Consider the following 24,619-nt stretch of genomic DNA (forward strand, 5'->3'; position numbering starts at 1 on the left):
AGTTATGAGTCTGCCGACGATATTGAGACAGGCTTTATGTAGAGGATGGTGTCTTCGATGTCTAATTCGCTTCTCAGTAGCGAAACCAGTGAACTGGATTTACTGGATGAACGTCCGTTCAGTCAGACGGACCATGAAATACTCAAATCATACGAAGCTATCGTTGATGGCTTGGCGATGCTTATTGGCAACCACTGTGAAATTGTCCTGCATTCACTGGAAGACCTGAAAAACTCTGCGGTAAGAATTGCTAATGGCGAACACACCGGCCGGCAAATTGGCTCGCCGATAACCGACTTGGCCCTGAGGATGCTGCATGATATGGCGGGTGCAGACAGCAGTGTTTCAAGAGCCTATTTCACACGCGCCAAAAGCGGTGTGCTGATGAAATCTGTCACTATCGCTATCCGTAACCGCGACCAGCGCGCTATTGGCCTGTTATGTATTAACATAAATCTGGATGTGCCTTTCTCGCAAATCATTAAGACTTTCATGCCGCCGGAAACTCAGGAGGTTGCTTCCTCAGTAAACTTTGCTTCATCGGTCGATGACTTGGTGGCGCAAACACTGGAATTTACTATTGAGGAAGTTAATGCTGATCGCAATGTGTCTAACAATGCGAAGAACCGCCAGGTTGTTCTCAATCTGTATGAGAAAGGTATTTTTGATATCAAAGATGCAATTAATCAGGTGGCTGAGCGACTAAATATTTCCAAACACACGGTTTATCTTTACATTCGCCAGTTCAAAAGTGGCGATCTCGTGGGACACGAGCGTTAATGTCAGGGGCAAAGGTGGCGAAATATTGTCTGATGGTCACAGGCCCAGCCTATGGCACCCAGCAGGCCAGCAGCGCCTATCAGTTCGCCCAAGCACTGATAAGTTCAGGCCATAATTTGGTTAGTGTTTTCTTCTACCGCGAAGGTGTTTTGAATGCTAACCAATTAACTGCACCTGCTAGTGATGAATTTGATTTGGTACGGGCGTGGCAGCAACTCGCACTTAACCATTCGATTGAGCTAAATGTTTGTGTGGCGGCGGCATTGCGCCGTGGTGTTACTGACCAAAATGAAGCTGACCAACTCGATTTGGCGGGAGCAAATCTGCAACCCGGTTTTACCTTGAGTGGGCTAGGTGCACTGGCTGAAGCCGCATTAACCTGTGACCGCATGGTGCAATTTTAATGGCAGAGAATGGTAAGAATAGTGTTGCTTTTGTTTTCACCCAAAGCCCGCATGGTAATTCAGCGGGACGGGAAGGGTTAGATGCCTTGCTGGCAACTTCTGCTTTGAGTGAAGACATCGGGGTATTCTTTATTTCGGATGGTGTTTTGCAGCTTTTGCCACAGCAGCAGCCAGAAAAAATTCTCTCCAGAAACTATATTGCAACTTTCGGTGTCTTACCTCTGTACGATGTTGAGAATTGTTATATCTGTGAAGCCTCATTACAGCAGCGTGGATTGAGTGAAGTGACGGATTGGATACTTGATGTTGCGGTGTTATCTCCGGTAAATTTACGCCGCCAATTGGCAAATTATGATGTTGTACTGACTTTCTAATGAGATTTGGGTAGCCATAATGCTGTATACCGTCAGTCATTCACCTTATCACTGCGATTTATCTGCATTGCTGAAACTCGTCACATCGGAAGATGAAATTCTATTTCTGCAAAATGGAGTGATGGCGGTTTTAAAAAATAGTGAAAGTCTTAACTTGTTGTTAAATAACCCCGCTTCGCTATTTGTGTTGGAAGATGACGTTATTGCCCGTGGCTTGGGTGGTCAAATTTCAGACAAAATCATGCTAATCGGTTATACTCGCTTTGTGGATTTGACCCTAAAACATCAGCAGCAACTGGCATGGTAATGCAGTCAATGCTGTATATTTCTTGACACCTTAGATAGTCAGCCATAAAATTCTGCGTCCTCGTTCTCTGCCAGTAGTGCAAACGAGGGGGATTTATCACGTGTTTACGAAGCAAAAAACCAGGAGCTTTTTTAATAATGGCAACGATTAACCAGCTGGTTCGCAAGCCACGCAGCATGAAGGTTGCTAAAAGCAACGTTCCTGCGCTGGAAGCATGCCCGCAGAAACGTGGTGTATGTACCCGCGTATATACAACCACCCCGAAAAAACCTAACTCCGCACTGCGTAAAGTTTGTCGTGTGCGTTTAACTAACGGTTTTGAAGTCACCTCCTACATCGGCGGTGAAGGTCATAACCTTCAGGAACACTCCGTGATCCTGATCCGTGGCGGTCGTGTTAAAGACTTGCCAGGTGTGCGTTACCACACCGTTCGCGGCGCGCTTGACTGCTCAGGTGTTAAAGACCGTAAGCAATCACGTTCTAAGTACGGCGTGAAGAAGCCAAAGGCTTAATGGTTCTCCGTTAAGTAAGGCCAAACATTTTCACATTAATGTCAAAATAAACTCTTAGAGTTTTGGACAACCCTGAATTAACAACGGAGTATTTCCATGCCACGTCGTCGTGTAATTGGCCAGCGTAAAATTTTACCAGATCCTAAGTTCGGATCTGAATTGCTGGCTAAATTTGTAAATATCCTGATGGTAGATGGTAAGAAATCTACTGCAGAAGCAATCGTCTATACCGCGCTGGAGACCCTGGCTCAGCGTTCTGGTAAAGATTTTCTGGAAGCTTTCGAAGTAGCTCTGGACAACGTGCGCCCGACTGTCGAAGTTAAGTCTCGCCGCGTTGGTGGTTCTACTTATCAGGTACCAGTTGAAGTTCGTCCGGTTCGTCGTAATGCCTTGGCAATGCGTTGGATCGTTGATGCTGCTCGTAAACGCGGTGATAAATCCATGGCTTTGCGCTTAGCGAATGAACTGTCTGACGCAGCAGAGAACAAAGGTTCTGCTGTTAAGAAACGTGAAGACGTTCACCGTATGGCCGAAGCTAACAAGGCGTTCGCGCACTACCGCTGGTAATCACCACGCAGTAGTCATGCTAACCATGCGGGCGCTTTAAGCCAACCCGCATGGGTTAACCGAATGAACGCCCTAGGAATAGAGGAATCAAATGGCTCGTAAAACACCCATTGAGCGCTATCGTAATATCGGTATCAGCGCTCACATCGACGCCGGTAAGACAACCACTACCGAACGTATCCTGTTTTACACCGGTGTAAACCACAAGATCGGTGAAGTTCATGACGGCGCAGCCACCATGGACTGGATGGAACAGGAGCAGGAGCGTGGTATTACCATTACTTCTGCGGCTACTACCTGCTTCTGGTCTGGTATGGCTAAACAGTACGAACCACATCACGTCAACATCATTGACACCCCAGGGCACGTTGACTTCACTATCGAAGTAGAACGTTCCATGCGTGTTCTTGATGGCGCGGTAATGGTTTACTGTGCAGTTGGTGGTGTTCAGCCACAGTCTGAAACCGTATGGCGTCAGGCTAACAAATATAAAGTTCCACGCATTGCGTTCGTTAACAAAATGGACCGCATGGGTGCTAACTTCCTGAAAGTTGTTGGTCAGATTAAATCTCGTCTGGGCGCGAATCCAGTTCCATTGCAACTGGCAATCGGCGCGGAAGAGAAATTCACCGGTATTATCGACCTGGTGAAAATGAAAGCGATCAACTGGAACGAAGCTGATCAGGGCGTGACCTTCGAATACGAAGAGATCCCGGCTGATATGGCTGAGCTGGCTGCTGAATGGCACCAGAATCTGGTTGAATCTGCTGCAGAAGCATCTGACGAGCTGATGGATAAATACTTGGGCGGCGAAGAGCTGACTGAGGAAGAAATCAAGAAAGCTTTGCGTCAACGCGTTCTGCGCAACGAAATCATCTTGGTTACCTGTGGTTCTGCGTTTAAGAACAAAGGCGTACAGGCAATGCTGGATGCAGTTATCGACTATCTGCCAGCACCAACTGACGTTGAAGCAATCAACGGTATTTTGGACGACGGTAAAGATACTCCGGCTGTTCGTCACTCAGACGACAAAGAGCCGTTCTCTGCACTAGCATTCAAAATTGCTACTGACCCGTTTGTGGGTAACCTGACGTTCTTCCGTGTGTACTCTGGTGTTGTTAACTCCGGTGACACAGTGTTGAACTCAGTACGTTCACAGCGTGAACGTCTGGGCCGTATCGTTCAGATGCACGCCAACAAACGTGAAGAGATCAAAGAAGTTCGTGCAGGCGACATCGCAGCAGCGATCGGTCTGAAAGATGTGACGACGGGTGACACTCTGTGTGATCCAACTAATCCGATCATCTTGGAACGTATGGAGTTCCCAGAGCCAGTAATCTCTGTTGCCGTTGAACCAAAAACCAAAGCCGACCAAGAAAAAATGGGTATGGCTCTGGGTCGTCTGGCGAAAGAAGATCCATCATTCCGCGTTTGGACTGACGAAGAATCTGGTCAGACTATCATCGCTGGTATGGGTGAGCTGCACTTGGATATCCTGGTTGACCGTATGCGCCGCGAATTTAACGTGGAAGCAAACGTTGGTAAACCTCAGGTTGCATACCGTGAAACTATCCGCGATACCGTTAAGGACGTGGAAGGTAAGCATGCTAAGCAGTCAGGCGGTCGTGGTCAGTACGGTCATGTTGTTATCGACATGTCTCCGTTGCCACCGGGTGGTGTTGGGTATGAATTCGTCAACGAAATCGTTGGTGGTTCTATTCCTAAAGAGTTCATCCCTGCTGTTGATAAAGGTATCCAGGAACAACTGAAAGCCGGTCCTCTGGCTGGTTACCCGGTTGTTGACGTTAAAATCCGTCTGCACTACGGTTCTTACCATGACGTTGACTCCTCAGAATTGGCGTTTAAATTAGCCGGTTCTATCGCCTTTAAAGAAGGGTTCAAACGAGCTAAACCAGTTCTGCTTGAGCCAATCATGAAGGTTGAAGTCGAAACCCCTGAAGATTACATGGGTGACGTAATGGGCGACCTTAACCGTCGTCGTGGTATCATCGAAGGTATGGAAGATACTGCTACCGGTAAAACCGTTCGCGTCAAGGTTCCGTTGTCTGAAATGTTCGGTTATGCTACTGACCTGCGTTCTCAGACTCAGGGCCGTGCTTCTTACTCCATGGAATTCCTGGAGTATGCTGAAGCACCTAGTAACGTCGCTAAAGCCGTTATCGAAGCCCGTGGCAAATAAGCTTTCGGGTTTAAAACAATGATCCAGTGCTCTCTCATAAGTGGGAGAGCACAAGAGTAAGGAATATAGTCGTGTCTAAAGAAAAATTTGAACGTAACAAACCCCATGTAAACGTCGGTACTATCGGCCACGTTGACCATGGTAAAACTACCCTGACTGCTGCAATCACCACCGTACTGGCTAAAACCTACGGCGGTAGCGCTCGTGCTTTCGATCAGATCGATAACGCACCAGAAGAAAAAGCACGTGGTATCACTATCAACACTTCTCACGTTGAATATGACACCCCAGCACGTCACTATGCGCACGTTGACTGCCCAGGGCATGCCGACTACGTTAAAAACATGATCACCGGTGCTGCTCAGATGGACGGCGCGATCTTGGTTGTTGCTGCAACTGATGGCCCTATGCCACAGACTCGTGAGCACATCCTGTTGGGTCGCCAGGTTGGCGTTCCATACATGATCGTATTCATGAACAAATGTGACATGGTTGATGATGAAGAGTTGCTGGAACTGGTAGAAATGGAAGTGCGTGAACTTCTTTCTGCTTACGATTTCCCAGGCGACGACATTCCAGTAATCAAGGGCTCAGCTCTGAAAGCACTGGAAGGCATTCCTGAGTGGGAAGCTAAAATCATCGAATTGGCTGAAGCATTGGATACCTACATTCCACTGCCAGAACGTGCTATTGATAAGCCATTCTTGCTGCCAATCGAAGACGTATTCTCTATCTCCGGCCGTGGTACTGTTGTAACGGGTCGTGTAGAGCGCGGTATCGTTAAAGTTGGTGAAGAAGTAGAGATCGTTGGTATCAAAGATACTGTTAAATCTACTTGTACCGGCGTTGAAATGTTCCGCAAACTGCTGGACGAAGGCCGTGCTGGTGAGAACGTTGGTGTTCTGCTGCGTGGTATCAAACGTGAAGATATCGAACGTGGTCAAGTTCTTGCTAAACCAGGTTCTATCAAGCCACACACTACCTTTGAATCAGAAGTTTATATTCTGAGCAAAGACGAAGGCGGCCGTCATACTCCGTTCTTCAAAGGCTACCGTCCTCAGTTCTACTTCCGTACAACTGACGTAACCGGTACCATCGAACTGCCAGAAGGCGTTGAAATGGTGATGCCAGGTGACAACATCAACATGGTTGTTACTCTGATTCACCCAATCGCAATGGACGACGGCCTGCGTTTCGCAATCCGTGAAGGCGGCCGTACTGTAGGCGCTGGTGTTGTTGCTAAAGTTATCGCTTAATTGTTTTATTGATTAATTACGTTATTGATCAAGTAAGAGGGCGCTTCGGCGCCCTTTTTTATTGCCTAAAGAAAATAATCTTAATTGAAATAACTCGCATTCTTATTTACACTGTGGATATTGGTTAAGAAGTGAGTCATTTTATGTATGTTTGCCTGTGTAATGCGGTATCTGACAAAGTTATCCGTAAAGCTGTGCGTCAGCACCATCCACATACCATTCAACAACTGCGCCAATTAGTACCAATTGGTACAGACTGCGGGAAGTGCATTCGACAGGCCAGAGAAATCTTGATTGAGGAACGCGCTAACATTCCAGAAATGAATGATGTTGCCTAATCGTTAGCAGGGAGAAGTTTTCCCCACACTTTGCCATCTGGTACTACACTTTTAGTACTGGAAGCGGAGGGTATAACTATGAAAGGCGATAAAAAGATAATTGCACATCTCAATAAACTACTCGGAAACGAGTTAGTTGCTATCAATCAATATTTTCTCCACGCCCGAATGTTTAAAAACTGGGGGCTGATGCGCCTTAATGATAAGGAGTATCACGAATCAATCGACGAAATGAAGCATGCGGATAAATATATCGAGCGCATCTTATTCCTCGAAGGTATTCCTAACTTACAAGATTTAGGTAAGCTGAATATCGGTGAAGACGTTGAAGAAATATTGAAGTCAGACTTAGCCCTCGAATTAGCAGGAGCTAAGGATCTGCGCGAAGGCATTGCCTATGCTGATTCTATTCATGACTATGTCAGTCGCGATTTGTTGAAGGAAATTCTAGCGGAAGAAGAAGGCCACATAGACTGGCTGGAAACAGAGCTGAGCCTCATTGAACGTTTGGGGATACAGAACTACTCCCAGGCTCAATTGGCAAAAGACTAGTTTTTTCCTCACTGCACCGTCGTTTACTCAACCATCGTATATTCAGTCAAAAGAGTGAGAACCTCCTTGGCCTCACTCTACTTCTCATTTTCAGACCTGTAAAAATAGACCTATTCCCCTCAAATTAAGTTATCTGGTAAGTTTTCGCATAGATTTTCAACACTGGCTTGCTTCCTGTCGGTATTTCAGTATAATGCGCGGGCCTACCTAATCTTGATAGGTCAGATTGAAACTAATCTGTCGGTTACAGCCTAGTGTTGGAACTGAACAATACTCCCGATATGGGGGTTATATGTTGAACGATTACACTCCCCCATCAATCGAAATGGGTGCGAGGAGTAATCATTTACGTTTATAAATAATTGGAGCTCTGGTCTCATGCAGAACCAAAGAATCCGTATCCGCCTGAAAGCGTTTGATCATCGTTTGATCGATCAATCAACTGCGGAAATCGTCGAGACTGCCAAGCGCACTGGTGCGCAGGTTCGTGGTCCGATCCCGCTGCCAACTCGCAAAGAGCGCTTTACCGTTCTGATCTCTCCGCACGTCAATAAAGATGCGCGCGATCAGTACGAGATTCGCACTCACAAGCGTCTGGTTGACATCGTTGAGCCAACCGAGAAAACCGTTGATGCTCTGATGCGTCTGGATCTGGCTGCCGGTGTAGACGTGCAGATCAGCCTGGGTTAATCAGGTCATTGAGCGATTGAGAGGTTGAAACAATGATTGGTTTAGTCGGTAAGAAAGTGGGCATGACGCGTATCTTCACAGAAGATGGCGTTTCAATCCCAGTAACTGTTATCGAAATTGAAGCGAACCGTGTAACTCAGGTCAAAAGCCTGGAGAACGACGGATACCGTGCTGTACAAGTAACTACCGGTGCTAAAAAAGCTAACCGCGTTACTAAACCAGAAGCGGGTCATTTCGCTAAAGCTGGCGTAGAAGCTGGCCGTGGTCTGTGGGAATTCCGCCTTCCAGAAGGTCAAGAGTTCACTGCTGGTCAAGAAATTAGCGTCGAGATTTTTGCTGACGTTAAGAAAGTCGACGTTACAGGTACGTCTAAAGGTAAAGGTTTTGCCGGTACTGTTAAGCGCTGGAACTTCCGCACCCAAGATGCTACCCATGGTAACTCCTTGTCTCACCGTGTTCCGGGTTCTATCGGTCAAAACCAGACTCCGGGCAAAGTGTTCAAAGGCAAGAAAATGGCTGGCCACCTGGGTGACGAGCGTGTAACCGTTCAAAGCCTGGACGTAGTACGTGTTGACGCTGAGCGCAACCTACTGCTGGTTAAGGGTGCTGTACCGGGCGCTACCGGTGGCAACCTGATCGTTAAACCAGCTGTGAAGGCGTAAGGGGATAGCAATGGAATTAGTATTGAAAGACGCGCAAGGCGCGCTGACTGTTTCCGAAACTACCTTCGGTCGTGATTTCAACGAAGCGCTGGTACATCAGGTTGTTGTTGCTTATGCAGCAGGTGCCCGTCAAGGTACTCGTGCTCAGAAGACCCGCGCCGAAGTGACTGGTTCCGGTAAAAAACCGTGGCGCCAGAAAGGCACCGGCCGTGCGCGTGCAGGTTCTGTAAAGAGCCCAATCTGGCGTTCAGGTGGTGTGACCTTTGCTGCGAAGCCTCAGGACCACAGTCAGAAAGTAAATAAAAAGATGTACCGCGGCGCGCTGAAAAGCATTCTGTCCGAATTGGTACGTCAAGATCGTCTGATCATTGTCGAAAAGTTCTCTGTTGAAGCACCTAAAACTAAGTTGCTGGCGCAGAAGCTGAAAGATATGGCTCTGGAAGATGTACTGATCATCACTGGTGAACTGGATGAGAACTTGTTCTTGGCAGCTCGCAACCTGTACAAGGTTGATGTCCGTGATGTTGCTGGTATTGACCCAGTTAGCCTGATCGCCTTCGACAAAGTGGTTATGACTGCTGATGCTGTGAAGCAAGTTGAGGAGATGCTGGCATGATTCGTGAAGAACGTCTGCTGAAAGTACTGCGCGCGCCGCATGTATCTGAAAAAGCATCCGCTGCGATGGAAAAGAATAACACCATCGTTCTCAAAGTTGCCAAAGACGCGACCAAAGCAGAAATTAAAGCTGCAGTGCAGAAACTGTTTGAAGTCGAAGTCGAAGACGTTAACACCTTGCTGGTTAAAGGCAAGAGTAAGCGTCACGGTCAGCGTGTTGGTCGTCGTAGCGACTGGAAAAAAGCTTACGTCACCCTGAAAGAAGGCCAGAATCTGGACTTCATCGGCGGCGCAGAGTAAGTCGGAGGAGTAAACAATGGCAATTGTTAAATGTAAACCTACGTCTCCGGGTCGTCGCCACGTTGTTAAAGTGGTTAACCAGGAGTTGCATAAGGGTAAGCCTTATGCCCCGTTGCTTGAGAAATTAAGCAAAAGCGGTGGCCGTAACAACAATGGCCGTATCACTACCCGTCATATCGGTGGTGGCCACAAGCAACATTATCGTCTGGTTGACTTCAAACGCAACAAAGATGGTATCCCTGCTGTGGTTGAGCGTCTGGAGTACGATCCGAACCGTTCTGCGAATATCGCACTGGTTCTGTACAAAGACGGCGAACGCCGTTATATCCTAGCGCCAAAAGGCCTGAAAGCTGGTGACCAGATTCAATCTGGCGTTGATGCTGCAATTAAAGCAGGTAACACCCTGCCTATGCGTAACATCCCAGTTGGTTCAACGGTTCATAACGTAGAAATGAAACCAGGTAAAGGCGGCCAATTGGCTCGTTCTGCTGGTGCATACGTTCAGATCGTTGCTCGTGACGGTTCCTACGTGACCCTGCGTCTGCGCTCCGGCGAAATGCGCAAAGTTCTAGCTGATTGCCGCGCCACCTTAGGTGAAGTCGGTAACGCTGAACACATGCTGCGTGTGCTGGGTAAAGCAGGTGCTAGTCGTTGGCGTGGTATTCGTCCTACCGTTCGCGGTACGGCGATGAACCCAGTCGATCACCCACACGGTGGTGGTGAAGGTCGTAACTTTGGTAAGCACCCGGTAACCCCGTGGGGCGTTCAAACCAAAGGTAAGAAGACCCGTAGCAACAAGCGTACTGATAAGTTCATCGTACGTCGCCGTAGTAAAAAATAATTAGAGGATAAGCCATGCCACGTTCTCTCAAGAAAGGTCCCTTCATTGACCTGCACTTGCTGAAGAAGGTAGAGAAAGCGGTGGAAAGCGGAGACAAGAAGCCAATTCGGACTTGGTCCCGTCGTTCAACGGTCTTTCCAAATATGATCGGTTTGACCATCGCTGTCCATAATGGTCGTCAGCACGTTCCCGTTTTTGTTTCCGATGAAATGGTCGGTCACAAACTGGGTGAATTCGCGCCGACCCGTACTTATCGCGGCCATGCGGCCGATAAAAAGGCTAAAAAGCGCTAAGGTAGGAGGAAGAGATGGAAACTATCGCTAAACATCGCCACGCTCGTTCTTCTGCTCAGAAGGTTCGCTTGGTAGCGGACCTGATTCGCGGTAAGAAAGTGTCGCAAGCTCTGGAAACTCTGGCCTATACCAACAAGAAAGCTGCTGGTTTGGTTAAGAAGGTACTGGAGTCTGCCATTGCTAACGCAGAACACAACGATGGCGCTGACATCGATGATCTGAAAGTCACGAAGATCTTCGTAGACGAAGGCCCTAGCATGAAGCGCATTATGCCTCGTGCAAAAGGTCGTGCAGATCGCATCCTGAAGCGCACCAGCCACATTACTGTGGTTGTGTCCGATCGCTGAGACTCTGGAGACTAGCAATGGGTCAGAAAGTACATCCTAATGGTATTCGACTAGGTATTGTCAAAGCTTGGAACTCTACCTGGTACGCAAATACCAAAGAATTCGCTGACAACCTGGACAGCGACTTTAAAGTTCGCCAATTCTTGACTAAAGAATTAGCGAAAGCTTCCGTTTCTCGCATCGTTATCGAGCGTCCAGCGAAGAGCATCCGTGTGACTATTCACACCGCTCGTCCTGGCATCGTTATCGGCAAGAAAGGTGAAGATGTCGAAAAACTGCGTAAGGTCGTAGCGGATATCGCTGGCGTTCCTGCACAGATTAATATCGCCGAAGTCCGTAAACCGGAACTGGACGCAAAATTGGTTGCTGACAGCATCACTTCACAGCTGGAACGTCGCGTTATGTTCCGTCGTGCTATGAAGCGTGCTGTACAGAACGCAATGCGTCTTGGCGCTAAAGGTATCAAAGTTGAAGTAAGCGGCCGCCTTGGCGGTGCTGAAATCGCGCGTACCGAATGGTACCGTGAAGGTCGTGTTCCGTTGCATACACTGCGTGCGGATATCGATTACAACACATCTGAAGCGCACACCACTTATGGTGTAATCGGCGTTAAGGTATGGATCTTCAAAGGTGAGATCTTGGGTGGTATGGCTGCTGTTGAACAACCGGAACCGGCTGCTCAACCTAAAAAGCAGCAGCGTAAAGGCCGCAAGTAAGGAGAATCGCTGATGTTACAACCAAAGCGTACAAAATTCCGTAAGATGCACAAAGGCCGTAACCGTGGCCTTGCGCAAGGTACGGATGTTAGCTTCGGTGAGTTCGGCCTGAAAGCTTGTGGCCGTTGCCGCCTGACGGCTCGTCAAATCGAAGCAGCCCGTCGTGCGATGACACGTGCAATTAAGCGTCAAGGTAAGGTCTGGATCCGTGTATTCCCGGACAAGCCGATCACTGAGAAGCCGCTCGAAGTGCGTATGGGTAAAGGTAAGGGTAACGTAGAGTATTGGGTTGCCCTGATCCAGCCAGGAAAAGTTTTATTTGAAATGGCTGGTGTACCGGAAGAAACTGCTCGCGAAGCATTTAAGCTTGCTGCAGCGAAACTGCCTGTAGGAACCACCTTTGTAACTAAGACGGTGATGTAATGAAAGCACAAGAGCTGCGTGAAAAAAGCGTTGAAGAGCTGAACACTGAGCTGCTCAACCTGCTGCGTGAGCAATTTAATTTGCGCATGCAGGCGGCTAGTGGCCAGCTGCAACAAACTCACCTGTCGAAACAAGTGCGCCGTAATATCGCACGTGTTAAGACTTTACTGACTGAGAAGGCGGGTGCGTAATGACTGACCAAATCCGTACTCTGCAAGGTCGCGTAGTTAGTGACAAAATGGAGAAATCCATGGTTGTTGCTATCGAACGTGTGGTGAAGCACCCAATTTATGGGAAATTCATCCGTCGTACGACGAAATTGCATGTACATGACGAGAACAATGAATGTGGAATCGGTGACGTGGTAGAAATCCGCGAATGCCGTCCATTGTCAAAGACTAAGTCTTGGACACTTGTTCGCGTTGTAGAGAAAGCGATTCTGTAATAGAGTAGCCGACTCGAACATAATAAGCGGCTCTGAAAATGGGCCGCTTATTTTTTCTACCCACTTTTTCCTATCAAAGGATGTGGAACCGGTGTTATAATGCCGCGCCCTCATTAGTGGGGCTTTTAAACGACCTATTCTGGGTCCTAAAGTAGTAGTTGACATTAGCGGAGCACTAACATGATCCAAGAACAGACTATGCTGAACGTGGCCGACAACTCCGGTGCACGTCGCGTAATGTGTATCAAGGTTCTAGGTGGCTCGCACCGTCGCTACGCAGGCATCGGCGACATCATCAAGATCACCATCAAGGAAGCAATTCCTCGTGGCAAGGTGAAGAAAGGCGATGTTCTGAAGGCGGTAGTGGTGCGCACCAAGAAGGGTGTACGTCGCCCGGACGGTTCTGTCATTCGCTTCGATGGTAACGCTTGTGTTATTTTAAATAATAACAGCGAGCAGCCAATCGGCACGCGTATTTTTGGGCCGGTAACTCGTGAACTGCGTAATGAGAAGTTCATGAAAATTATCTCTCTGGCACCAGAAGTACTCTAAGGAGCGAACCATGGCAGCGAAAATCCGTCGTGATGACGAAGTTATCGTGCTAACCGGGAAAGACAAAGGTAAGCGCGGTAAAGTAAAGAATGTCCTGTCTGCTAGTAAGGTCATTGTTGAAGGTATCAACCTGGTTAAAAAACATCAGAAGCCGGTTCCGGCCCTGAACCAACCAGGTGGCATTGTTGAAAAAGAAGCTGCAATTCAAGTTTCCAACATTGCGCTGTTCAACGCGGCAACTGGTAAGGCTGACCGTGTAGGCTTTAGATTCGAAGACGGCAAAAAAGTCCGTTTCTTTAAATCTAATAGCGTAACTATCAAGTAATTTGGAGTAATACGATGGCGAAACTGCATGATTACTACAAAGACGAGGTAGTCAAACAACTGATGTCTCAGTTTGGCTACAACTCTGTCATGCAAGTCCCTCGGGTCGAGAAGATCACCCTGAACATGGGTGTTGGTGAAGCGATCGCTGACAAGAAACTGCTGGATAATGCAGCAGCTGACTTGGCAGCAATCTCCGGTCAAAAGCCGTTTATCACCAAAGCACGCAAATCTGTTGCAGGCTTCAAAATCCGTCAGGGCTATCCGATCGGCTGTAAAGTAACCCTGCGTGGCGAACGCATGTGGGAATTCTTTGAGCGTCTGATTACCATTGCTGTTCCACGTATCCGTGACTTCCGTGGCTTGTCCGCTAAGTCATTCGATGGCCGTGGTAACTACAGCATGGGTGTGCGCGAGCAGATCATCTTCCCGGAAATCGACTACGATAAAGTCGATCGTGTACGTGGTTTGGATATTACCATTACCACTACTGCGAAGTCCGATGATGAAGGCCGTGCATTGTTGGCTGCTTTTAAATTCCCATTCCGCAAGTAAGGTAGGGTTACTGATGGCTAAGCAATCAATGAAAGCACGCGAAGTCGTTCGCGTGAAACTAGCTAACAAATACCGCGCTCAACGCGAGGAATTAAAAGCTATTATCTCTGGTGTGAACTCATCCGACGAAGATCGTTGGAATGCTGTTCTGAAGCTGCAGTCTCTGCCGCGTGATTCCAGCCCGTCCCGTCAGCGTAACCGCTGCAACCAAACTGGTCGTCCGCATGGTTTCCTGCGGAAGTTCGGGTTGAGCCGTATTAAAGTCCGTGAAACCGCAATGCGCGGTGAAATCCCGGGCCTTAAAAAGGCTAGCTGGTAATTGTCACCAATTGAATCACGGGAGTAAAGACAGATGAGCATGCAAGATCCGATCGCGGATATGCTGACCCGTATCCGTAACGGTCAATCCGCAAACAAAGTCGCGGTCACCATGCCTTCCTCCAAGCTGAAAGTGGCAATTGCCAACGTTCTGAAGGAAGAAGGTTTTATTGAAGATTTTAAAATCGAAGGCGACACCAAGCCTGTTCTGGAATTAGCACTTAAGTATTTCCAGGGTAAGGCAGTGGTAGAAAGCATTCAACGTATCAGCCGTCCAGGTCTGCGCATCTATAAGAAAAAAGATGAGCTGCCAAAAGTTATGGCCGGTTTGGGTATCGCTGTTATTTCTACCTCTAAAGGTGTTATGACCGATCGTGCAGCTCGCCAAGCTGGTCTTGGTGGCGAGATTATCTGCTACGTAGCTTAATTCGGGAGGAAAGAATGTCTCGTGTTGCAAAAGCACCCGTCGTCATTCCTGCCGGCGTAGAGGTAAAACTCAACGGTCAGGTTATTTCGATAAAGGGTAAGAACGGCGAGCTGACTCGTACCGTCCATAGCGCTGTTGAAGTTAAGCAAGAAGAAAATACATTGACTTTCGCTCCACGCGAAGGCGCTGTAGACGGTTGGGCCCAAGCGGGTACCACTCGTGCACTGCTTAATGCAATGGTCGTTGGTGTTACCGAAGGCTTCACTAAGAAGCTTCAATTGGTAGGTGTAGGTTACCGTGCCGCAGTTAAAGGCAACGTGGTGAATTTAGCTTTAGGCTTCTCTCATCCAGTTGACCATGAATTGCCGGCTGGCATTACTGCTGAATGCCCGACCCAAACTGAAATCGTGCTGAAAGGCGCTGATAAGCAGGTGATTGGTCAGGTTGCAGCAGATTTACGTGCCTACCGTCGTCCTGAGCCTTATAAAGGCAAGGGTGTCCGTTACGCCGACGAAGTCGTGCGTACCAAAGAGGCTAAGAAGAAGTAAGGTAACACTATGGATAAGAAAGCAGCTCGTATCCGTCGTGCGACCCGCGCACGCCGCAAGCTCAAAGAACTGGGTGCGACTCGCCTAGTGGTACATCGTACCCCACGCCATATTTACGCGCAGGTTATTGCACCAAACGGTTCTGAAATTTTGGTAGCAGCTTCTACTGTAGAAAAAGCTATCAATGAGCAATTGAAGTACGCCGGCAACAAAGATGCCGCCGCAGCTGTAGGTAAAGCTGTTGCAGAGCGCGCATTGGAAAAAGGGATCACGAAAGTATCCTTTGACCGTTCCGGTTTCCAATATCATGGTCGAGTCCAGGCACTGGCAGATGCTGCCCGTGAAGCTGGCCTTCAGTTCTAAGGTAGAGGTGTAAGATGTCTCACATCGAAAAACAAGCTGGCGAACTGCAGGAAAAGCTGATCGCGGTAAACCGCGTATCTAAAACCGTAAAAGGTGGCCGTATTTTCAGCTTTACCGCACTGACAGTAGTTGGTGATGGTAACGGTCGCGTTGGTTTTGGCTACGGCAAAGCACGCGAAGTTCCGGCAGCGATCCAAAAAGCGATGGAAAAAGCCCGTCGCGCTATGATTAATGTTGCTTTGAATAACGGCACTCTGCAGCACCCTGTTAAAGGTGCTCACACAGGTTCCCGTGTATTCATGCAACCAGCTTCTGAAGGTACCGGTATCATCGCCGGTGGTGCAATGCGCGCCGTCTTGGAAGTTGCAGGGGTTCATAACGTTTTAGCTAAAGCATATGGTTCTACTAACCCGATTAACGTGGTTCGTGCAACTATCGCAGCTTTAGAAGATATGAAATCCCCAGAAATGGTCGCTGCTAAGCGTGGTAAGTCCGTCGAAGAAATTCTAGGGAAATAACCATGGCAAAGACTATTAAAGTAACTCAAACAAAAAGCAGTATCGGTCGTTTGCCGAAACACAAGGCAACTCTGATCGGTTTAGGTCTGCGTCGTATTGGTCATACTGTAGAGCGTGAGGATACTCCTGCTGTGCGTGGTATGGTCAACTTGGTTTCCTACATGGTTAAAGTTGAGGAGTAACAGATGCGTTTAAATACTCTGTCTCCGGCTGAAGGTGCCAAGCATGCGCCGAAGCGTGTAGGTCGTGGTATCGGTTCTGGCCTGGGTAAAACCGCTGGTCGTGGTCACAAAGGTCAGAACTCACGTTCTGGTGGTGGCGTACGTCGTGGTTTTGAAGGTGGTCAGATGCCTTTATATCGTCGTTTGCCGAAATTCGGCTTCACCTCTCGCAAAGCTATGATCACGGCAGAAGTTCGTCTGTCTGAACTGGCTTTAGTGGAAGGCGACGTAATCGACCTGAACACGCTGAAAGCCGCTAACGTTGTTGGTACCCAGATTGAGTTCGCGAAAGTTATGCTTTCAGGCGAAATCACTCGTGCGGTAACTCTGCGTGGTCTGCGTGTCACCAAAGGCGCTCGTGCTGCTATCGAAGCTGCTGGCGGTAAAATTGAGGAATAAGTAGCAGATGGCTAAGCAACCAGGATTAGATTTTCAAAGTGCTAAAGGCGGATTAGGCGAACTGAAGCGCAGACTTTTGTTTGTTATCGGTGCGCTTATTGTTTTCCGTATCGGCTCTTTTATTCCGATTCCTGGTATCGATGCCACTGTGCTTGCTAAATTGCTCGAGCAGCAGAGAGGGACCATCATTGAAATGTTTAACATGTTCTCTGGTGGTGCTCTCAGTCGTGCTTCTATCTTTGCCTTGGGTATCATGCCGTATATTTCGGCATCGATTATTATCCAACTGCTAACTGTGGTTCATCCAGCGTTGGCAGAAATAAAGAAAGAAGGGGAAGCTGGCCGTCGTAAGATTAGTCAGTACACCCGCTATGGCACGTTGGTATTGGCTATATTCCAATCGATCGGTATTGCTACCGGTCTGCCGAATATGCCTGGGATGCAAGGTCTGGTAATCAATCCAGGCTTTGCTTTCTATTTTACCGCTGTTGTTAGCTTGGTCACAGGGACGATGTTCCTAATGTGGCTTGGCGAACAGATTACTGAGCGTGGTATCGGTAACGGTATTTCAATCATAATCTTTGCTGGTATTGTTGCCGGTCTTCCACCTGCAATAGCCCATACCATCGAGCAAGCTCGGCAAGGCGACCTGCACTTCCTCCTGTTGCTGTTGGTTGCAGTATTAGTGTTTGCAGTAACCTTCTTCGTTGTTTTCATTGAACGTGGTCAACGTCGTATCGTCGTTAACTATGCTAAACGTCAACAAGGTCGTCGTGTTTATGCAGCACAGAGCACACATTTACCGTTGAAAGTGAATATGGCCGGGGTTATCCCTGCAATCTTTGCTTCCAGCATAATTCTGTTCCCTGCCACGATTGCATCATGGTTCGGGGGCGGAACAGGTTGGAACTGGCTGACGACTATTTCGATGTATTTGCAGCCAGGACAGCCGCTTTATGTGTTACTCTATGCGTCTGCAATCATCTTCTTCTGTTTCTTCTACACGGCGTTGGTGTTTAACCCACGTGAAACAGCAGATAACCTGAAGAAGTCCGGTGCATTCGTGCCAGGAATTCGTCCGGGAGAGCAAACGGCGAAGTACATCGATAAAGTAATGACGCGTCTAACCTTAATTGGTGCGATGTATATTACTTTCATCTGCCTGATCCCGGAGTTCATGCGTGACGCGATGAAAGTACCATTTTACTTTGGTGGTACCTCCCTACTTATCGTAGTGGTGGTCATCATGGACTTTATGGCTCAAGTGCAAACTCTGATGATGTCTAGTCAGTACGAGTCTGCATTGAAGAAAGCAAACCTGAAAGGCTATAACCGCTAATTCAGGGATGTTTGAGAAGTTACGGAGAGTAAAAATGAAAGTTCGTGCTTCCGTCAAGAAATTATGTCGTAACTGCAAAATTGTTAAGCGTAACGGTGTCGTTCGCGTAATCTGCAGTGCCGAACCAAAGCATAAACAGCGTCAAGGCTGATTTATCTTGCATATTTTTCTTGCAAAGTTGGGTTGAGCTGGCTAGATTAGCCAGCCAATCTTTTGTATGTGACTGCAATGCTATTTGAGTATCCTGAAAACGGGCTTTTCAGAATGGTATTGCTGTATAAAATAGTAGGAGTGCATAGTGGCCCGTATAGCAGGCATTAACATTCCTGATCAGAAACATACCGTTATCGCTTTAACAGCGATCTTCGGCATCGGTAAGACCCGTTCACAGGCTATCTGTGTTGCTGCGGGTATTGCTGAAAATGTTAAGATCAGTGAGCTGTCTGAAGAGCAAATCGAGAAGCTGCGTGACGAAGTTGCCAAGTACGTTGTAGAAGGTGATCTGCGTCGTGAGGTGACCCTGAGCATCAAGCGTCTGATGGACCTTGGGACTTATCGTGGTTTGCGTCATCGTCGTGGTCTACCAGTTCGCGGTCAGCGTACTAAGACCAACGCACGTACCCGTAAGGGTCCGCGTAAACCGATCAAGAAATAATCGGGGTGATTGAATAATGGCAAAGGCACCTATTCGTGCACGCAAGCGTGTAAGAAAGACAGTCTCTGACGGTGTGGCTCATATCCATGCTTCTTTCAACAACACCATCGTTACCATTACAGATCGTCAAGGTAACGCATTGGGTTGGGCAACAGCAGGTGGTTCCGGTTTCCGTGGATCTCGTAAGTCTACTCCGTTTGCAGCGCAAGTTGCAGCAGAGCGCTGCGCTGACGCAGTGAAAGAATACGGTATCAAGAATCTGGAAGTTATGGTTAAAGGACCTGGTCCGGGCCGTGAGTCTACTATCCGTGCGTTAAACGCGGCTGGTTTTCGCATCACTAATATTACTGATGTGACTCCGATCCCTCATAACGGTTGTCGTCCGCCGAAAAAGCGCCGCGTATAACGCTGCTTTTAGGTTTGTTGGAGAGAGAAAATGGCAAGATATTTGGGTCCTAAGCTCAAGCTGAGCCGTCGTGAGGGCACAGACCTGTTCCTTAAGTCTGGCGTTCGCGCGATTGACACCAAGTGTAAGATTGAACAACCACCTGGCCAGCACGGTGCGCGTAAACCGCGTCTGTCTGACTACGGTGTGCAGTTACGTGAAAAACAAAAAGTTCGCCGTATCTATGGTGTTCTAGAACGTCAATTCCGTAACTACTATAAAGAAGCAGCACGTCTGAAAGGCAACACCGGTGCAAACCTGTTGCAATTGCTGGAAGGCCGTCTGGATAACGTAGTTTACCGTATGGGCTTTGGCGCAACTCGTGCTGAATCACGTCAGCTGGTTAGTCATAAAGCTATCATGGTAAATGGTCGCGTTGTTAACATCGCTTCTTATCAGGTATCTCCGAATGACGTAGTCAGCATCCGTGAGAAAGCTAAAAAGCAGTCTCGTGTTAAGGCAGCTTTGGAGCTGGCTGAGCAGCGTGAAAAGCCGACTTGGCTGGAAGTTGATGCTGTCAAGATGGAAGGTGTGTTCAAACGTATTCCTGAACGTACTGATCTGTCTGCGGACATTAACGAACACCTGATCGTCGAGCTTTACTCCAAGTAAAGCTTAGTACCAAAGAGAGGACACAATGCAGGGTTCTGTGACAGAGTTTCTAAAACCGCGCCTGGTAGATATCGAGCAAGTGAGTTCGACGCATGCCAAGGTGACCCTTGAGCCGTTAGAGCGTGGCTTTGGCCATACTCTCGGCAACGCACTGCGCCGTATTCTGCTTTCATCTATGCCGGGTTGCGCTGTGACCGAGGTTGAGATTGATGGTGTACTACATGAGTACAGCACCAAAGAAGGCGTACAGGAAGATATCCTGGAGATCCTGCTCAACCTGAAAGGGCTGGCGGTGAGAGTTCAGGGCAAAGATGAAGTTATTCTTACCCTGAATAAGTCTGGCATTGGCCCTGTGACTGCAGCCGATATCACCCATGATGGTGATGTCGAAATCGTCAAGCCGCAGCACGTTATCTGCCACCTGACCGATGAAAACGCATCTATTAGTATGCGTATCAAAGTTCAACGTGGTCGTGGTTATGTGCCGGCTTCTGCCCGAATTCATTCGGAAGAAGATGAGCGCCCGATTGGTCGTCTGTTAGTAGACGCATGCTATAGCCCTGTAGAGCGAATTGCCTACAATGTTGAAGCAGCGCGTGTAGAACAGCGTACCGACCTGGACAAGTTGGTTATCGAGATGGAAACCAATGGTACGATCGATCCTGAAGAGGCGATCCGCCGTGCGGCAACTATCTTGGCTGAACAGCTTGAAGCTTTCGTTGACCTACGTGATGTACGTCAGCCGGAAGTTAAAGAAGAGAAGCCAGAGTTTGATCCGATCCTGCTGCGCCCTGTTGACGATCTGGAATTGACTGTCCGCTCTGCTAACTGCCTCAAGGCAGAAGCTATCCACTACATCGGTGATCTGGTACAGCGTACCGAGGTTGAGTTGCTGAAAACGCCTAACCTGGGTAAAAAATCTCTTACTGAGATTAAAGACGTGCTTGCATCACGTGGTCTTTCTTTAGGCATGCGCCTAGAAAATTGGCCGCCGGCTAGCATTGCTGATAACGAGTAACCGGATCACAGGTTAAGGTTTTACTGAGAAGGATAAGGTCATGCGCCATCGTAAGAGTGGTCGTCAACTGAACCGTAACAGCAGCCATCGCCAGGCTATGTTCCGTAACATGGCCGGCTCTTTGGTTCGTCATGAGATAATCAAGACGACCCTGCCGAAAGCGAAAGAGCTGCGTCGCGTTGTTGAGCCGCTGATTACTCTTGCCAAGACCGACAGCGTAGCTAATCGTCGTCTGGCATTCGCCCGCACTCGTGATAACGAGATCGTGGCAAAACTGTTTAACGAGCTAGGCCCGCGTTTCGCGAGCCGCGCCGGTGGTTACACTCGCATTCTGAAGTGTGGCTTCCGTGCAGGCGACAACGCACCGATGGCTTACATCGAGTTAGTTGATCGTGCTGCATCGCAAGCAGAAGTAGTTGCTGCAGAGTAATCTGTAAACGCGTAAAAAAACCGGGCTTGCCCGGTTTTTTTACGTCCAGAATTCAGCAACATGGTTTCCATTCTTCATCTCTTTACACCGTGCCACTTATTATTTATCTGCCAATCCATTAATCTTAGCTAGCACTCCATTTTATGGGGCTGATTGGAGGATATATGGGATTAGTCGATGAATGGGCTGAAAGACACATTATTAATGCTCAAGAGAATGGAGAGCTGGATAATCTTTCGGGAAATGGCAAACCCTTGTTGCTTGATGATGACCGCCTTGTTCCTCCTGAACTAAGAGCTGGCTATAGATTATTGAAGAATGCCGGATATCTTCCTCCTGAATTGCAGGATCGTCAGGAAGCACTGACTATCACTGATTTATTATCGCAACTGGATAAACAACACCAAGATTACCCTAACTTGCATAAAAGACTGGTTCTACTGGAACTAAGATTAAAGCAAGCGGGGTTTAGCACGGACTTTTTACACAAAGAGTATCAGCACAAAGTGGCAGATAAGCTGTCCAAAGAGGAGTAATGCATGCTAAAGATTGGGCAACTCGCTAAACTTGCAGATGTCACGCCAGATACTATTCGCTATTACGAAAAGCAAGGCATGATGGAGCATGGCGAACGTACGGAAGGTGGCTACAGACTTTACACTGAACAAGATTTGCAGCGTTTACGTTTCATTCGTTATGCAAAGCAGCTTGGTTTTACATTAGAAACAATTGCTGAGTTATTGTCGATCCGTGTTGATCCGGAACATCACACCTGCCAAGAGTCTAAGGCGATTGTAGATTCTCGGCTACATGATGTGGAAAGCAAGATCATAGAGTTGAAAAAGATGCGGGAGTCTTTAAAACGGCTTAGTAATGCGTGTTGTGGTAGTACGCACGCCACGACTTATTGCTCAATTTTGGAGGCACTGGAGCAAGGGGCAACTGAAGAGTTAGCTAGAGACTAAATTTTTTTAGAGGATGGGTTTTAATCCGTATTTATAGGCAGTATTATTCGTGTGTTTTTTGATCAATATTTCATTGGTGAGGTACTACTATGACGACATATCGGCATACTAAAGGAAAAATTAAAGACAATGCGCTGGAAGCCCTGCTCCATGATCCACTATTTAGGCAACGTATTGAGAAGAATGCTAAAGGCAAAGGAAGCTACCAGCGTAAAGAAAAACACGGTAAAGGCGGTAACTGGGAGGCCAGTGGTAAGCAATCAATAGATTTATTACCACTGGCCTCCTGATTTGAAAGCAATAAAAAAGCCATCAATATTGATGGCTTTCTACATTGAATAAAGCTGAAATTATTTTGGTTGTTGCGCTTTCAGTAGGTCACGAATTTCAGCAAGCAGTTTTTCTTCTGTTGTTGGTGCTGGCGGCGCTGCAGGTTCTTCCGCTTTTTCGCGACGTAGTTTATTCATTAGTTTAACGGCTGAGAAAATAGCGAGTGCGACAATGACGAAATCAAAAACGCTTTGAATAAAACTACCATAATTCATTACAACAGCAGGTATAGTTCCTTCGGCGGCACGTAATACGAAATGGAATTGTTTGAAATCGACCCCACCGAGCAATAAACCTAATGGTGGCATAATGATATCGGCAACAAGTGAGGAGACAATTCTGCCAAATGCAGCTCCAATAATTACCCCGACAGCCAAGTCGACCACATTGCCACGCATGGCAAATTCACGAAATTCCTTCATAAAACTCATAACTAACACCCCCCTTTAAAATGAACTACTTAATCTTAGCTAAATAAAACTGGATACAGCCATAATTATAGGAAAATTTTTCCATTCTCAATGGGAATAGTTTTAATTTAATCATCATTAATTACAAGAAGAACGGACTTGGCTGGAACAGCCGCTCCACATCAGGGACGAATTTTTTGTGAGTAATAAACATTATTACATGATCGCCCTGCTTAATAACGGAGTTACCATTCGCAATAATAACTTCGTCACCACGAACAATTGCCCCAATAGTTGTACCCGGCGGCAGCTTTATATCTTCAACCATTCGGCCTACCACTTTTGATGTTGTTTCATCACCGTGGGCAATAGCTTCTATTGCTTCAGCAACACCTCGTCTTAATGACGAGACACTGACAATATCGGCTTTGCGGACATGGCCTAATAATGCGGAAATAGTAGCTTGTTGTGGCGATATAACAATATCAATAACACTTCCCTGAACCAGGTCGACATAGGCACTGCGCTGGATTAATACCATTGCCTTTTTAGCGCCCATACGTTTTGCCAACATAGCTGACATAATATTTGCTTCATCATCATTGGTAATGGCGATAAAAACATCAACCTGTTCAATATGTTCTTCTGCTAACAATTCCTGATCTGATGCATCGCCATAAAATACAATAGTATCATGCAGCATTTCTGCTAATTCGGCCGCTCGCTGCTGGTCGCGTTCGATTAACTTTACGCTGTAATCTTTTTCCAATCGTAACGCTAAACCCGCTCCTACATTCCCACCACCAACAATCATGATGCGCTTATAGGGTTTTTCCAGCCGTTGCAATTCACTCATTACGGCCCGGATATGCTGAGAGGCAGCAACAAAGAAGACTTCATCACCCGCTTCAATAATTGTCGAACCCTGCGGGCGAATTGGCCGGTCTTGACGAAATATCGCCGCGACTCGGGTATCAATATGCGGCATATGTTCACGTAAAGATGATAATGCATTCCCGACTAATGGCCCGCCATAATAGGCTTTGACCGCCGCAATGCTGACTTTACCTTCAGCAAAATTCACCACCTGCAAAGCACCCGGATATTCGATAAGTTTATAGATGTAATCTATAACTAACTGTTCCGGTGAGATTAAATGGTCAATAGGAACCGCTTCCGGTAGAAATAGTTTATCTGCTTCACGAATATATTCAGCCGAACGAATGCGAGCGATACGATTTGGTGTGTTAAATAGCGAGTAAGCTATTTGGCAGGCAACCATATTAGTTTCATCGGAGTTAGTCACTGCTACCAACATATCGGCATCTTCTGCCCCAGCTTCCCGCAAAATACGCGGGTGCGACCCATGCCCTTGCACGACTCGAAGATCAAATTTATCTTGTAGCTGGCGTAGCCGACCAGAGTCGACATCAACGACCGTGATGTCATTGTTCTCACCTACCAGATTTTCTGCCAGGGTACCGCCGACTTGCCCCGCCCCAAGAATAATTATTTTCATAGCGCTCTCTGTTTCACACTGAAATTAGGTTTGAGGCAGCAAAGGCCAC

The 24,619-nt window shown here is 47.6% G+C and carries 43 protein-coding genes; 41 read left to right on the plus strand and 2 right to left on the minus strand.

From position 1 onward, the window contains the following. The first annotated feature begins 57 nt into the window (after positions 1-57). From OP863_RS01195 to OP863_RS01395, 41 genes are all read left to right on the plus strand, one after another. A complete protein-coding gene (locus tag OP863_RS01195; protein WP_038637124.1) occupies positions 58-780 on the plus strand; it encodes a helix-turn-helix transcriptional regulator in 723 nt (240 codons plus the stop codon). Next, a complete protein-coding gene (gene tusD, locus OP863_RS01200) occupies positions 780-1,184 on the plus strand; it encodes a sulfurtransferase complex subunit TusD (RefSeq protein WP_038637122.1) in 405 nt (134 codons plus the stop codon). The genes OP863_RS01195 and tusD overlap by 1 nt, the downstream gene beginning before the upstream one ends. Beyond that, the gene (gene tusC / locus OP863_RS01205; RefSeq protein WP_038637119.1) at positions 1,184-1,558 is read left to right on the plus strand and encodes a sulfurtransferase complex subunit TusC; all 375 of its coding nucleotides are present in this window, start codon (positions 1,184-1,186) and stop codon (positions 1,556-1,558) included. The genes tusD and tusC overlap by 1 nt, the downstream gene beginning before the upstream one ends. 19 nt (positions 1,559-1,577) lie before the next feature. Then, complete coding sequence (gene tusB / locus OP863_RS01210) at positions 1,578-1,865, plus strand: sulfurtransferase complex subunit TusB (RefSeq protein WP_038637117.1); 288 nt, start codon at positions 1,578-1,580, stop codon at positions 1,863-1,865. A gap of 137 nt (positions 1,866-2,002) precedes the next feature. Beyond that, entirely contained in the window at positions 2,003-2,377 is a 375-nt protein-coding gene (gene rpsL, locus OP863_RS01215; protein ID WP_002212323.1) for a 30S ribosomal protein S12, read from the plus strand. 96 nt (positions 2,378-2,473) lie between these two features. Next, positions 2,474-2,944: a 30S ribosomal protein S7 gene (gene rpsG, locus OP863_RS01220; protein ID WP_002212324.1), complete on the plus strand. Its 471-nt coding sequence runs from the start codon at positions 2,474-2,476 to the stop codon at positions 2,942-2,944. A 91-nt stretch (positions 2,945-3,035) separates the two neighbouring features. Continuing rightward, entirely contained in the window at positions 3,036-5,144 is a 2,109-nt protein-coding gene (fusA, locus tag OP863_RS01225) for an elongation factor G (protein ID WP_038637115.1), read from the plus strand. A 71-nt stretch (positions 5,145-5,215) separates the two neighbouring features. Further along, complete coding sequence (gene tuf / locus OP863_RS01230) at positions 5,216-6,400, plus strand: elongation factor Tu (protein WP_038637113.1); 1,185 nt, start codon at positions 5,216-5,218, stop codon at positions 6,398-6,400. 143 nt (positions 6,401-6,543) lie between these two features. Next, positions 6,544-6,738, plus strand: a complete 195-nt coding sequence (gene bfd / locus OP863_RS01235) for a bacterioferritin-associated ferredoxin (protein WP_004391429.1) — start codon at positions 6,544-6,546, stop codon at positions 6,736-6,738. Positions 6,739-6,816: 78 nt separating this feature from the next. Next, entirely contained in the window at positions 6,817-7,290 is a 474-nt protein-coding gene (bfr, locus tag OP863_RS01240) for a bacterioferritin (RefSeq protein WP_032820222.1), read from the plus strand. 378 nt (positions 7,291-7,668) lie between these two features. Continuing rightward, positions 7,669-7,980 carry a 30S ribosomal protein S10 gene (rpsJ, locus tag OP863_RS01245; protein ID WP_001181005.1) on the plus strand — a complete coding sequence of 104 codons (312 nt, stop codon included), beginning with the start codon at positions 7,669-7,671 and terminating at the stop codon, positions 7,978-7,980. A gap of 32 nt (positions 7,981-8,012) precedes the next feature. Next, complete coding sequence (rplC, locus tag OP863_RS01250; RefSeq protein ID WP_004709250.1) at positions 8,013-8,642, plus strand: 50S ribosomal protein L3; 630 nt, start codon at positions 8,013-8,015, stop codon at positions 8,640-8,642. A 10-nt stretch (positions 8,643-8,652) separates the two neighbouring features. Further along, the gene (gene rplD, locus OP863_RS01255) at positions 8,653-9,258 is read left to right on the plus strand and encodes a 50S ribosomal protein L4 (protein WP_004391426.1); all 606 of its coding nucleotides are present in this window, start codon (positions 8,653-8,655) and stop codon (positions 9,256-9,258) included. Continuing rightward, positions 9,255-9,557, plus strand: coding sequence for a 50S ribosomal protein L23 (gene rplW, locus OP863_RS01260; protein WP_005159841.1), 303 nt, complete (start codon positions 9,255-9,257; stop codon positions 9,555-9,557). Before rplD ends, rplW begins: the two co-directional genes overlap by 4 nt. Before the next feature lie 16 nt (positions 9,558-9,573). Then, entirely contained in the window at positions 9,574-10,398 is an 825-nt protein-coding gene (gene rplB / locus OP863_RS01265; protein WP_004391424.1) for a 50S ribosomal protein L2, read from the plus strand. A 14-nt stretch (positions 10,399-10,412) separates the two neighbouring features. Then, positions 10,413-10,691: a 30S ribosomal protein S19 gene (rpsS, locus tag OP863_RS01270; RefSeq protein WP_002213430.1), complete on the plus strand. Its 279-nt coding sequence runs from the start codon at positions 10,413-10,415 to the stop codon at positions 10,689-10,691. A gap of 14 nt (positions 10,692-10,705) precedes the next feature. Continuing rightward, complete coding sequence (gene rplV / locus OP863_RS01275) at positions 10,706-11,038, plus strand: 50S ribosomal protein L22 (protein WP_004391423.1); 333 nt, start codon at positions 10,706-10,708, stop codon at positions 11,036-11,038. Positions 11,039-11,055: 17 nt separating this feature from the next. Beyond that, positions 11,056-11,754 carry a 30S ribosomal protein S3 gene (gene rpsC, locus OP863_RS01280; protein ID WP_002221644.1) on the plus strand — a complete coding sequence of 233 codons (699 nt, stop codon included), beginning with the start codon at positions 11,056-11,058 and terminating at the stop codon, positions 11,752-11,754. 12 nt (positions 11,755-11,766) lie between these two features. Beyond that, the gene (gene rplP, locus OP863_RS01285) at positions 11,767-12,177 is read left to right on the plus strand and encodes a 50S ribosomal protein L16 (RefSeq protein ID WP_002218940.1); all 411 of its coding nucleotides are present in this window, start codon (positions 11,767-11,769) and stop codon (positions 12,175-12,177) included. Then, positions 12,177-12,368 (plus strand): 50S ribosomal protein L29, encoded by a 192-nt coding sequence (rpmC, locus tag OP863_RS01290; protein ID WP_005159843.1) that lies wholly within the window; start codon positions 12,177-12,179, stop codon positions 12,366-12,368. The genes rplP and rpmC overlap by 1 nt, the downstream gene beginning before the upstream one ends. Beyond that, entirely contained in the window at positions 12,368-12,622 is a 255-nt protein-coding gene (gene rpsQ / locus OP863_RS01295; RefSeq protein ID WP_002228135.1) for a 30S ribosomal protein S17, read from the plus strand. Before rpmC ends, rpsQ begins: the two co-directional genes overlap by 1 nt. Positions 12,623-12,802: 180 nt before the next feature. Beyond that, positions 12,803-13,174, plus strand: a complete 372-nt coding sequence (gene rplN, locus OP863_RS01300; RefSeq protein WP_002213325.1) for a 50S ribosomal protein L14 — start codon at positions 12,803-12,805, stop codon at positions 13,172-13,174. A 10-nt stretch (positions 13,175-13,184) separates the two neighbouring features. Further along, a complete protein-coding gene (gene rplX / locus OP863_RS01305) occupies positions 13,185-13,499 on the plus strand; it encodes a 50S ribosomal protein L24 (protein ID WP_038637108.1) in 315 nt (104 codons plus the stop codon). A gap of 14 nt (positions 13,500-13,513) precedes the next feature. Next, on the plus strand, positions 13,514-14,053 hold the full coding sequence (gene rplE, locus OP863_RS01310; protein ID WP_004391419.1) for a 50S ribosomal protein L5: 540 nt from the start codon (positions 13,514-13,516) through the stop codon (positions 14,051-14,053). A 13-nt stretch (positions 14,054-14,066) separates the two neighbouring features. Then, positions 14,067-14,372, plus strand: a complete 306-nt coding sequence (rpsN, locus tag OP863_RS01315; RefSeq protein WP_004391418.1) for a 30S ribosomal protein S14 — start codon at positions 14,067-14,069, stop codon at positions 14,370-14,372. A gap of 33 nt (positions 14,373-14,405) precedes the next feature. Further along, positions 14,406-14,798 carry a 30S ribosomal protein S8 gene (gene rpsH / locus OP863_RS01320; RefSeq protein WP_032820216.1) on the plus strand — a complete coding sequence of 131 codons (393 nt, stop codon included), beginning with the start codon at positions 14,406-14,408 and terminating at the stop codon, positions 14,796-14,798. 14 nt (positions 14,799-14,812) lie between these two features. Continuing rightward, positions 14,813-15,346 carry a 50S ribosomal protein L6 gene (rplF, locus tag OP863_RS01325; RefSeq protein ID WP_004391415.1) on the plus strand — a complete coding sequence of 178 codons (534 nt, stop codon included), beginning with the start codon at positions 14,813-14,815 and terminating at the stop codon, positions 15,344-15,346. A 9-nt stretch (positions 15,347-15,355) separates the two neighbouring features. Continuing rightward, positions 15,356-15,709: a 50S ribosomal protein L18 gene (gene rplR, locus OP863_RS01330; RefSeq protein ID WP_004391413.1), complete on the plus strand. Its 354-nt coding sequence runs from the start codon at positions 15,356-15,358 to the stop codon at positions 15,707-15,709. A gap of 14 nt (positions 15,710-15,723) precedes the next feature. Beyond that, positions 15,724-16,227 carry a 30S ribosomal protein S5 gene (gene rpsE / locus OP863_RS01335; protein ID WP_002213337.1) on the plus strand — a complete coding sequence of 168 codons (504 nt, stop codon included), beginning with the start codon at positions 15,724-15,726 and terminating at the stop codon, positions 16,225-16,227. Positions 16,228-16,229: 2 nt separating this feature from the next. Beyond that, positions 16,230-16,409: a 50S ribosomal protein L30 gene (gene rpmD, locus OP863_RS01340; protein WP_002213339.1), complete on the plus strand. Its 180-nt coding sequence runs from the start codon at positions 16,230-16,232 to the stop codon at positions 16,407-16,409. A gap of 3 nt (positions 16,410-16,412) precedes the next feature. Continuing rightward, positions 16,413-16,847: a 50S ribosomal protein L15 gene (gene rplO, locus OP863_RS01345; RefSeq protein ID WP_004391411.1), complete on the plus strand. Its 435-nt coding sequence runs from the start codon at positions 16,413-16,415 to the stop codon at positions 16,845-16,847. 7 nt (positions 16,848-16,854) lie between these two features. Next, the gene (secY, locus tag OP863_RS01350; RefSeq protein ID WP_002213344.1) at positions 16,855-18,186 is read left to right on the plus strand and encodes a preprotein translocase subunit SecY; all 1,332 of its coding nucleotides are present in this window, start codon (positions 16,855-16,857) and stop codon (positions 18,184-18,186) included. 34 nt (positions 18,187-18,220) lie between these two features. After that, a complete protein-coding gene (rpmJ, locus tag OP863_RS01355) occupies positions 18,221-18,337 on the plus strand; it encodes a 50S ribosomal protein L36 (protein WP_002227352.1) in 117 nt (38 codons plus the stop codon). Positions 18,338-18,484: 147 nt separating this feature from the next. After that, positions 18,485-18,841 (plus strand): 30S ribosomal protein S13, encoded by a 357-nt coding sequence (gene rpsM, locus OP863_RS01360; RefSeq protein ID WP_004391410.1) that lies wholly within the window; start codon positions 18,485-18,487, stop codon positions 18,839-18,841. A gap of 16 nt (positions 18,842-18,857) precedes the next feature. After that, positions 18,858-19,247, plus strand: a complete 390-nt coding sequence (gene rpsK, locus OP863_RS01365) for a 30S ribosomal protein S11 (RefSeq protein WP_004709234.1) — start codon at positions 18,858-18,860, stop codon at positions 19,245-19,247. Positions 19,248-19,277: 30 nt separating this feature from the next. Continuing rightward, the gene (gene rpsD / locus OP863_RS01370; protein ID WP_002218949.1) at positions 19,278-19,898 is read left to right on the plus strand and encodes a 30S ribosomal protein S4; all 621 of its coding nucleotides are present in this window, start codon (positions 19,278-19,280) and stop codon (positions 19,896-19,898) included. Positions 19,899-19,923: 25 nt separating this feature from the next. Beyond that, positions 19,924-20,916 (plus strand): DNA-directed RNA polymerase subunit alpha, encoded by a 993-nt coding sequence (locus OP863_RS01375; RefSeq protein ID WP_004709232.1) that lies wholly within the window; start codon positions 19,924-19,926, stop codon positions 20,914-20,916. Between the two features lie 40 nt (positions 20,917-20,956). Then, on the plus strand, positions 20,957-21,346 hold the full coding sequence (rplQ, locus tag OP863_RS01380; protein ID WP_004391407.1) for a 50S ribosomal protein L17: 390 nt from the start codon (positions 20,957-20,959) through the stop codon (positions 21,344-21,346). Between the two features lie 164 nt (positions 21,347-21,510). After that, a complete protein-coding gene (locus tag OP863_RS01385) occupies positions 21,511-21,882 on the plus strand; it encodes a DUF1992 domain-containing protein (RefSeq protein WP_038637103.1) in 372 nt (123 codons plus the stop codon). Positions 21,883-21,885: 3 nt separating this feature from the next. Next, positions 21,886-22,311 (plus strand): Zn(2+)-responsive transcriptional regulator, encoded by a 426-nt coding sequence (zntR, locus tag OP863_RS01390; protein ID WP_145591586.1) that lies wholly within the window; start codon positions 21,886-21,888, stop codon positions 22,309-22,311. Between the two features lie 89 nt (positions 22,312-22,400). Next, positions 22,401-22,601, plus strand: coding sequence for an alternative ribosome-rescue factor A (locus OP863_RS01395; protein ID WP_038637100.1), 201 nt, complete (start codon positions 22,401-22,403; stop codon positions 22,599-22,601). Between the two features lie 60 nt (positions 22,602-22,661). On the opposite strand, the gene mscL is transcribed toward OP863_RS01395, so the two are convergent. Together mscL and trkA are read right to left on the minus strand one after the other, a co-directional pair. Continuing rightward, positions 22,662-23,072 (minus strand): large-conductance mechanosensitive channel protein MscL, encoded by a 411-nt coding sequence (mscL, locus tag OP863_RS01400; RefSeq protein WP_004391404.1) that lies wholly within the window; start codon positions 23,070-23,072, stop codon positions 22,662-22,664. Positions 23,073-23,193: 121 nt separating this feature from the next. Beyond that, positions 23,194-24,570 (minus strand): Trk system potassium transporter TrkA, encoded by a 1,377-nt coding sequence (gene trkA / locus OP863_RS01405; RefSeq protein WP_038637098.1) that lies wholly within the window; start codon positions 24,568-24,570, stop codon positions 23,194-23,196. Positions 24,571-24,619: the final 49 nt, after the last annotated feature.

This window comes from Yersinia sp. SCPM-O-B-9106 (C-191) (assembly GCF_026183365.1).
Taxonomy (GTDB): domain Bacteria; phylum Pseudomonadota; class Gammaproteobacteria; order Enterobacterales; family Enterobacteriaceae; genus Yersinia; species Yersinia rochesterensis.

Coding starts and splice junctions, on each gene's coding strand:
- rplW (WP_005159841.1), top strand. CDS start 9,255: ATGATTCGTGAAGAACGTCTGCTGAAAGTACTGCGCGCGCCGCATGTA.
- rplC (WP_004709250.1), top strand. CDS start 8,013: ATGATTGGTTTAGTCGGTAAGAAAGTGGGCATGACGCGTATCTTCACA.
- OP863_RS01385 (WP_038637103.1), top strand. CDS start 21,511: ATGGGATTAGTCGATGAATGGGCTGAAAGACACATTATTAATGCTCAA.
- rplO (WP_004391411.1), top strand. CDS start 16,413: ATGCGTTTAAATACTCTGTCTCCGGCTGAAGGTGCCAAGCATGCGCCG.
- rplP (WP_002218940.1), top strand. CDS start 11,767: ATGTTACAACCAAAGCGTACAAAATTCCGTAAGATGCACAAAGGCCGT.
- rpsS (WP_002213430.1), top strand. CDS start 10,413: ATGCCACGTTCTCTCAAGAAAGGTCCCTTCATTGACCTGCACTTGCTG.
- zntR (WP_145591586.1), top strand. CDS start 21,886: ATGCTAAAGATTGGGCAACTCGCTAAACTTGCAGATGTCACGCCAGAT.
- rplV (WP_004391423.1), top strand. CDS start 10,706: ATGGAAACTATCGCTAAACATCGCCACGCTCGTTCTTCTGCTCAGAAG.
- rpsN (WP_004391418.1), top strand. CDS start 14,067: ATGGCTAAGCAATCAATGAAAGCACGCGAAGTCGTTCGCGTGAAACTA.
- OP863_RS01395 (WP_038637100.1), top strand. CDS start 22,401: ATGACGACATATCGGCATACTAAAGGAAAAATTAAAGACAATGCGCTG.
- fusA (WP_038637115.1), top strand. CDS start 3,036: ATGGCTCGTAAAACACCCATTGAGCGCTATCGTAATATCGGTATCAGC.
- OP863_RS01375 (WP_004709232.1), top strand. CDS start 19,924: ATGCAGGGTTCTGTGACAGAGTTTCTAAAACCGCGCCTGGTAGATATC.
- rpmC (WP_005159843.1), top strand. CDS start 12,177: ATGAAAGCACAAGAGCTGCGTGAAAAAAGCGTTGAAGAGCTGAACACT.
- rpsH (WP_032820216.1), top strand. CDS start 14,406: ATGAGCATGCAAGATCCGATCGCGGATATGCTGACCCGTATCCGTAAC.
- rplR (WP_004391413.1), top strand. CDS start 15,356: ATGGATAAGAAAGCAGCTCGTATCCGTCGTGCGACCCGCGCACGCCGC.
- rpsG (WP_002212324.1), top strand. CDS start 2,474: ATGCCACGTCGTCGTGTAATTGGCCAGCGTAAAATTTTACCAGATCCT.
- rpsC (WP_002221644.1), top strand. CDS start 11,056: ATGGGTCAGAAAGTACATCCTAATGGTATTCGACTAGGTATTGTCAAA.
- tusC (WP_038637119.1), top strand. CDS start 1,184: ATGGCAGAGAATGGTAAGAATAGTGTTGCTTTTGTTTTCACCCAAAGC.
- rplX (WP_038637108.1), top strand. CDS start 13,185: ATGGCAGCGAAAATCCGTCGTGATGACGAAGTTATCGTGCTAACCGGG.
- rplD (WP_004391426.1), top strand. CDS start 8,653: ATGGAATTAGTATTGAAAGACGCGCAAGGCGCGCTGACTGTTTCCGAA.
- rpsE (WP_002213337.1), top strand. CDS start 15,724: ATGTCTCACATCGAAAAACAAGCTGGCGAACTGCAGGAAAAGCTGATC.
- rplE (WP_004391419.1), top strand. CDS start 13,514: ATGGCGAAACTGCATGATTACTACAAAGACGAGGTAGTCAAACAACTG.
- trkA (WP_038637098.1), bottom strand. CDS start 24,570: ATGAAAATAATTATTCTTGGGGCGGGGCAAGTCGGCGGTACCCTGGCA.
- rplN (WP_002213325.1), top strand. CDS start 12,803: ATGATCCAAGAACAGACTATGCTGAACGTGGCCGACAACTCCGGTGCA.
- rplF (WP_004391415.1), top strand. CDS start 14,813: ATGTCTCGTGTTGCAAAAGCACCCGTCGTCATTCCTGCCGGCGTAGAG.
- rpsL (WP_002212323.1), top strand. CDS start 2,003: ATGGCAACGATTAACCAGCTGGTTCGCAAGCCACGCAGCATGAAGGTT.
- rpsK (WP_004709234.1), top strand. CDS start 18,858: ATGGCAAAGGCACCTATTCGTGCACGCAAGCGTGTAAGAAAGACAGTC.
- rpsD (WP_002218949.1), top strand. CDS start 19,278: ATGGCAAGATATTTGGGTCCTAAGCTCAAGCTGAGCCGTCGTGAGGGC.
- rpmJ (WP_002227352.1), top strand. CDS start 18,221: ATGAAAGTTCGTGCTTCCGTCAAGAAATTATGTCGTAACTGCAAAATT.
- rpmD (WP_002213339.1), top strand. CDS start 16,230: ATGGCAAAGACTATTAAAGTAACTCAAACAAAAAGCAGTATCGGTCGT.
- tusD (WP_038637122.1), top strand. CDS start 780: ATGTCAGGGGCAAAGGTGGCGAAATATTGTCTGATGGTCACAGGCCCA.
- bfd (WP_004391429.1), top strand. CDS start 6,544: ATGTATGTTTGCCTGTGTAATGCGGTATCTGACAAAGTTATCCGTAAA.
- rpsJ (WP_001181005.1), top strand. CDS start 7,669: ATGCAGAACCAAAGAATCCGTATCCGCCTGAAAGCGTTTGATCATCGT.
- rplB (WP_004391424.1), top strand. CDS start 9,574: ATGGCAATTGTTAAATGTAAACCTACGTCTCCGGGTCGTCGCCACGTT.
- OP863_RS01195 (WP_038637124.1), top strand. CDS start 58: ATGTCTAATTCGCTTCTCAGTAGCGAAACCAGTGAACTGGATTTACTG.
- mscL (WP_004391404.1), bottom strand. CDS start 23,072: ATGAGTTTTATGAAGGAATTTCGTGAATTTGCCATGCGTGGCAATGTG.
- secY (WP_002213344.1), top strand. CDS start 16,855: ATGGCTAAGCAACCAGGATTAGATTTTCAAAGTGCTAAAGGCGGATTA.
- tusB (WP_038637117.1), top strand. CDS start 1,578: ATGCTGTATACCGTCAGTCATTCACCTTATCACTGCGATTTATCTGCA.
- bfr (WP_032820222.1), top strand. CDS start 6,817: ATGAAAGGCGATAAAAAGATAATTGCACATCTCAATAAACTACTCGGA.
- rpsQ (WP_002228135.1), top strand. CDS start 12,368: ATGACTGACCAAATCCGTACTCTGCAAGGTCGCGTAGTTAGTGACAAA.
- rplQ (WP_004391407.1), top strand. CDS start 20,957: ATGCGCCATCGTAAGAGTGGTCGTCAACTGAACCGTAACAGCAGCCAT.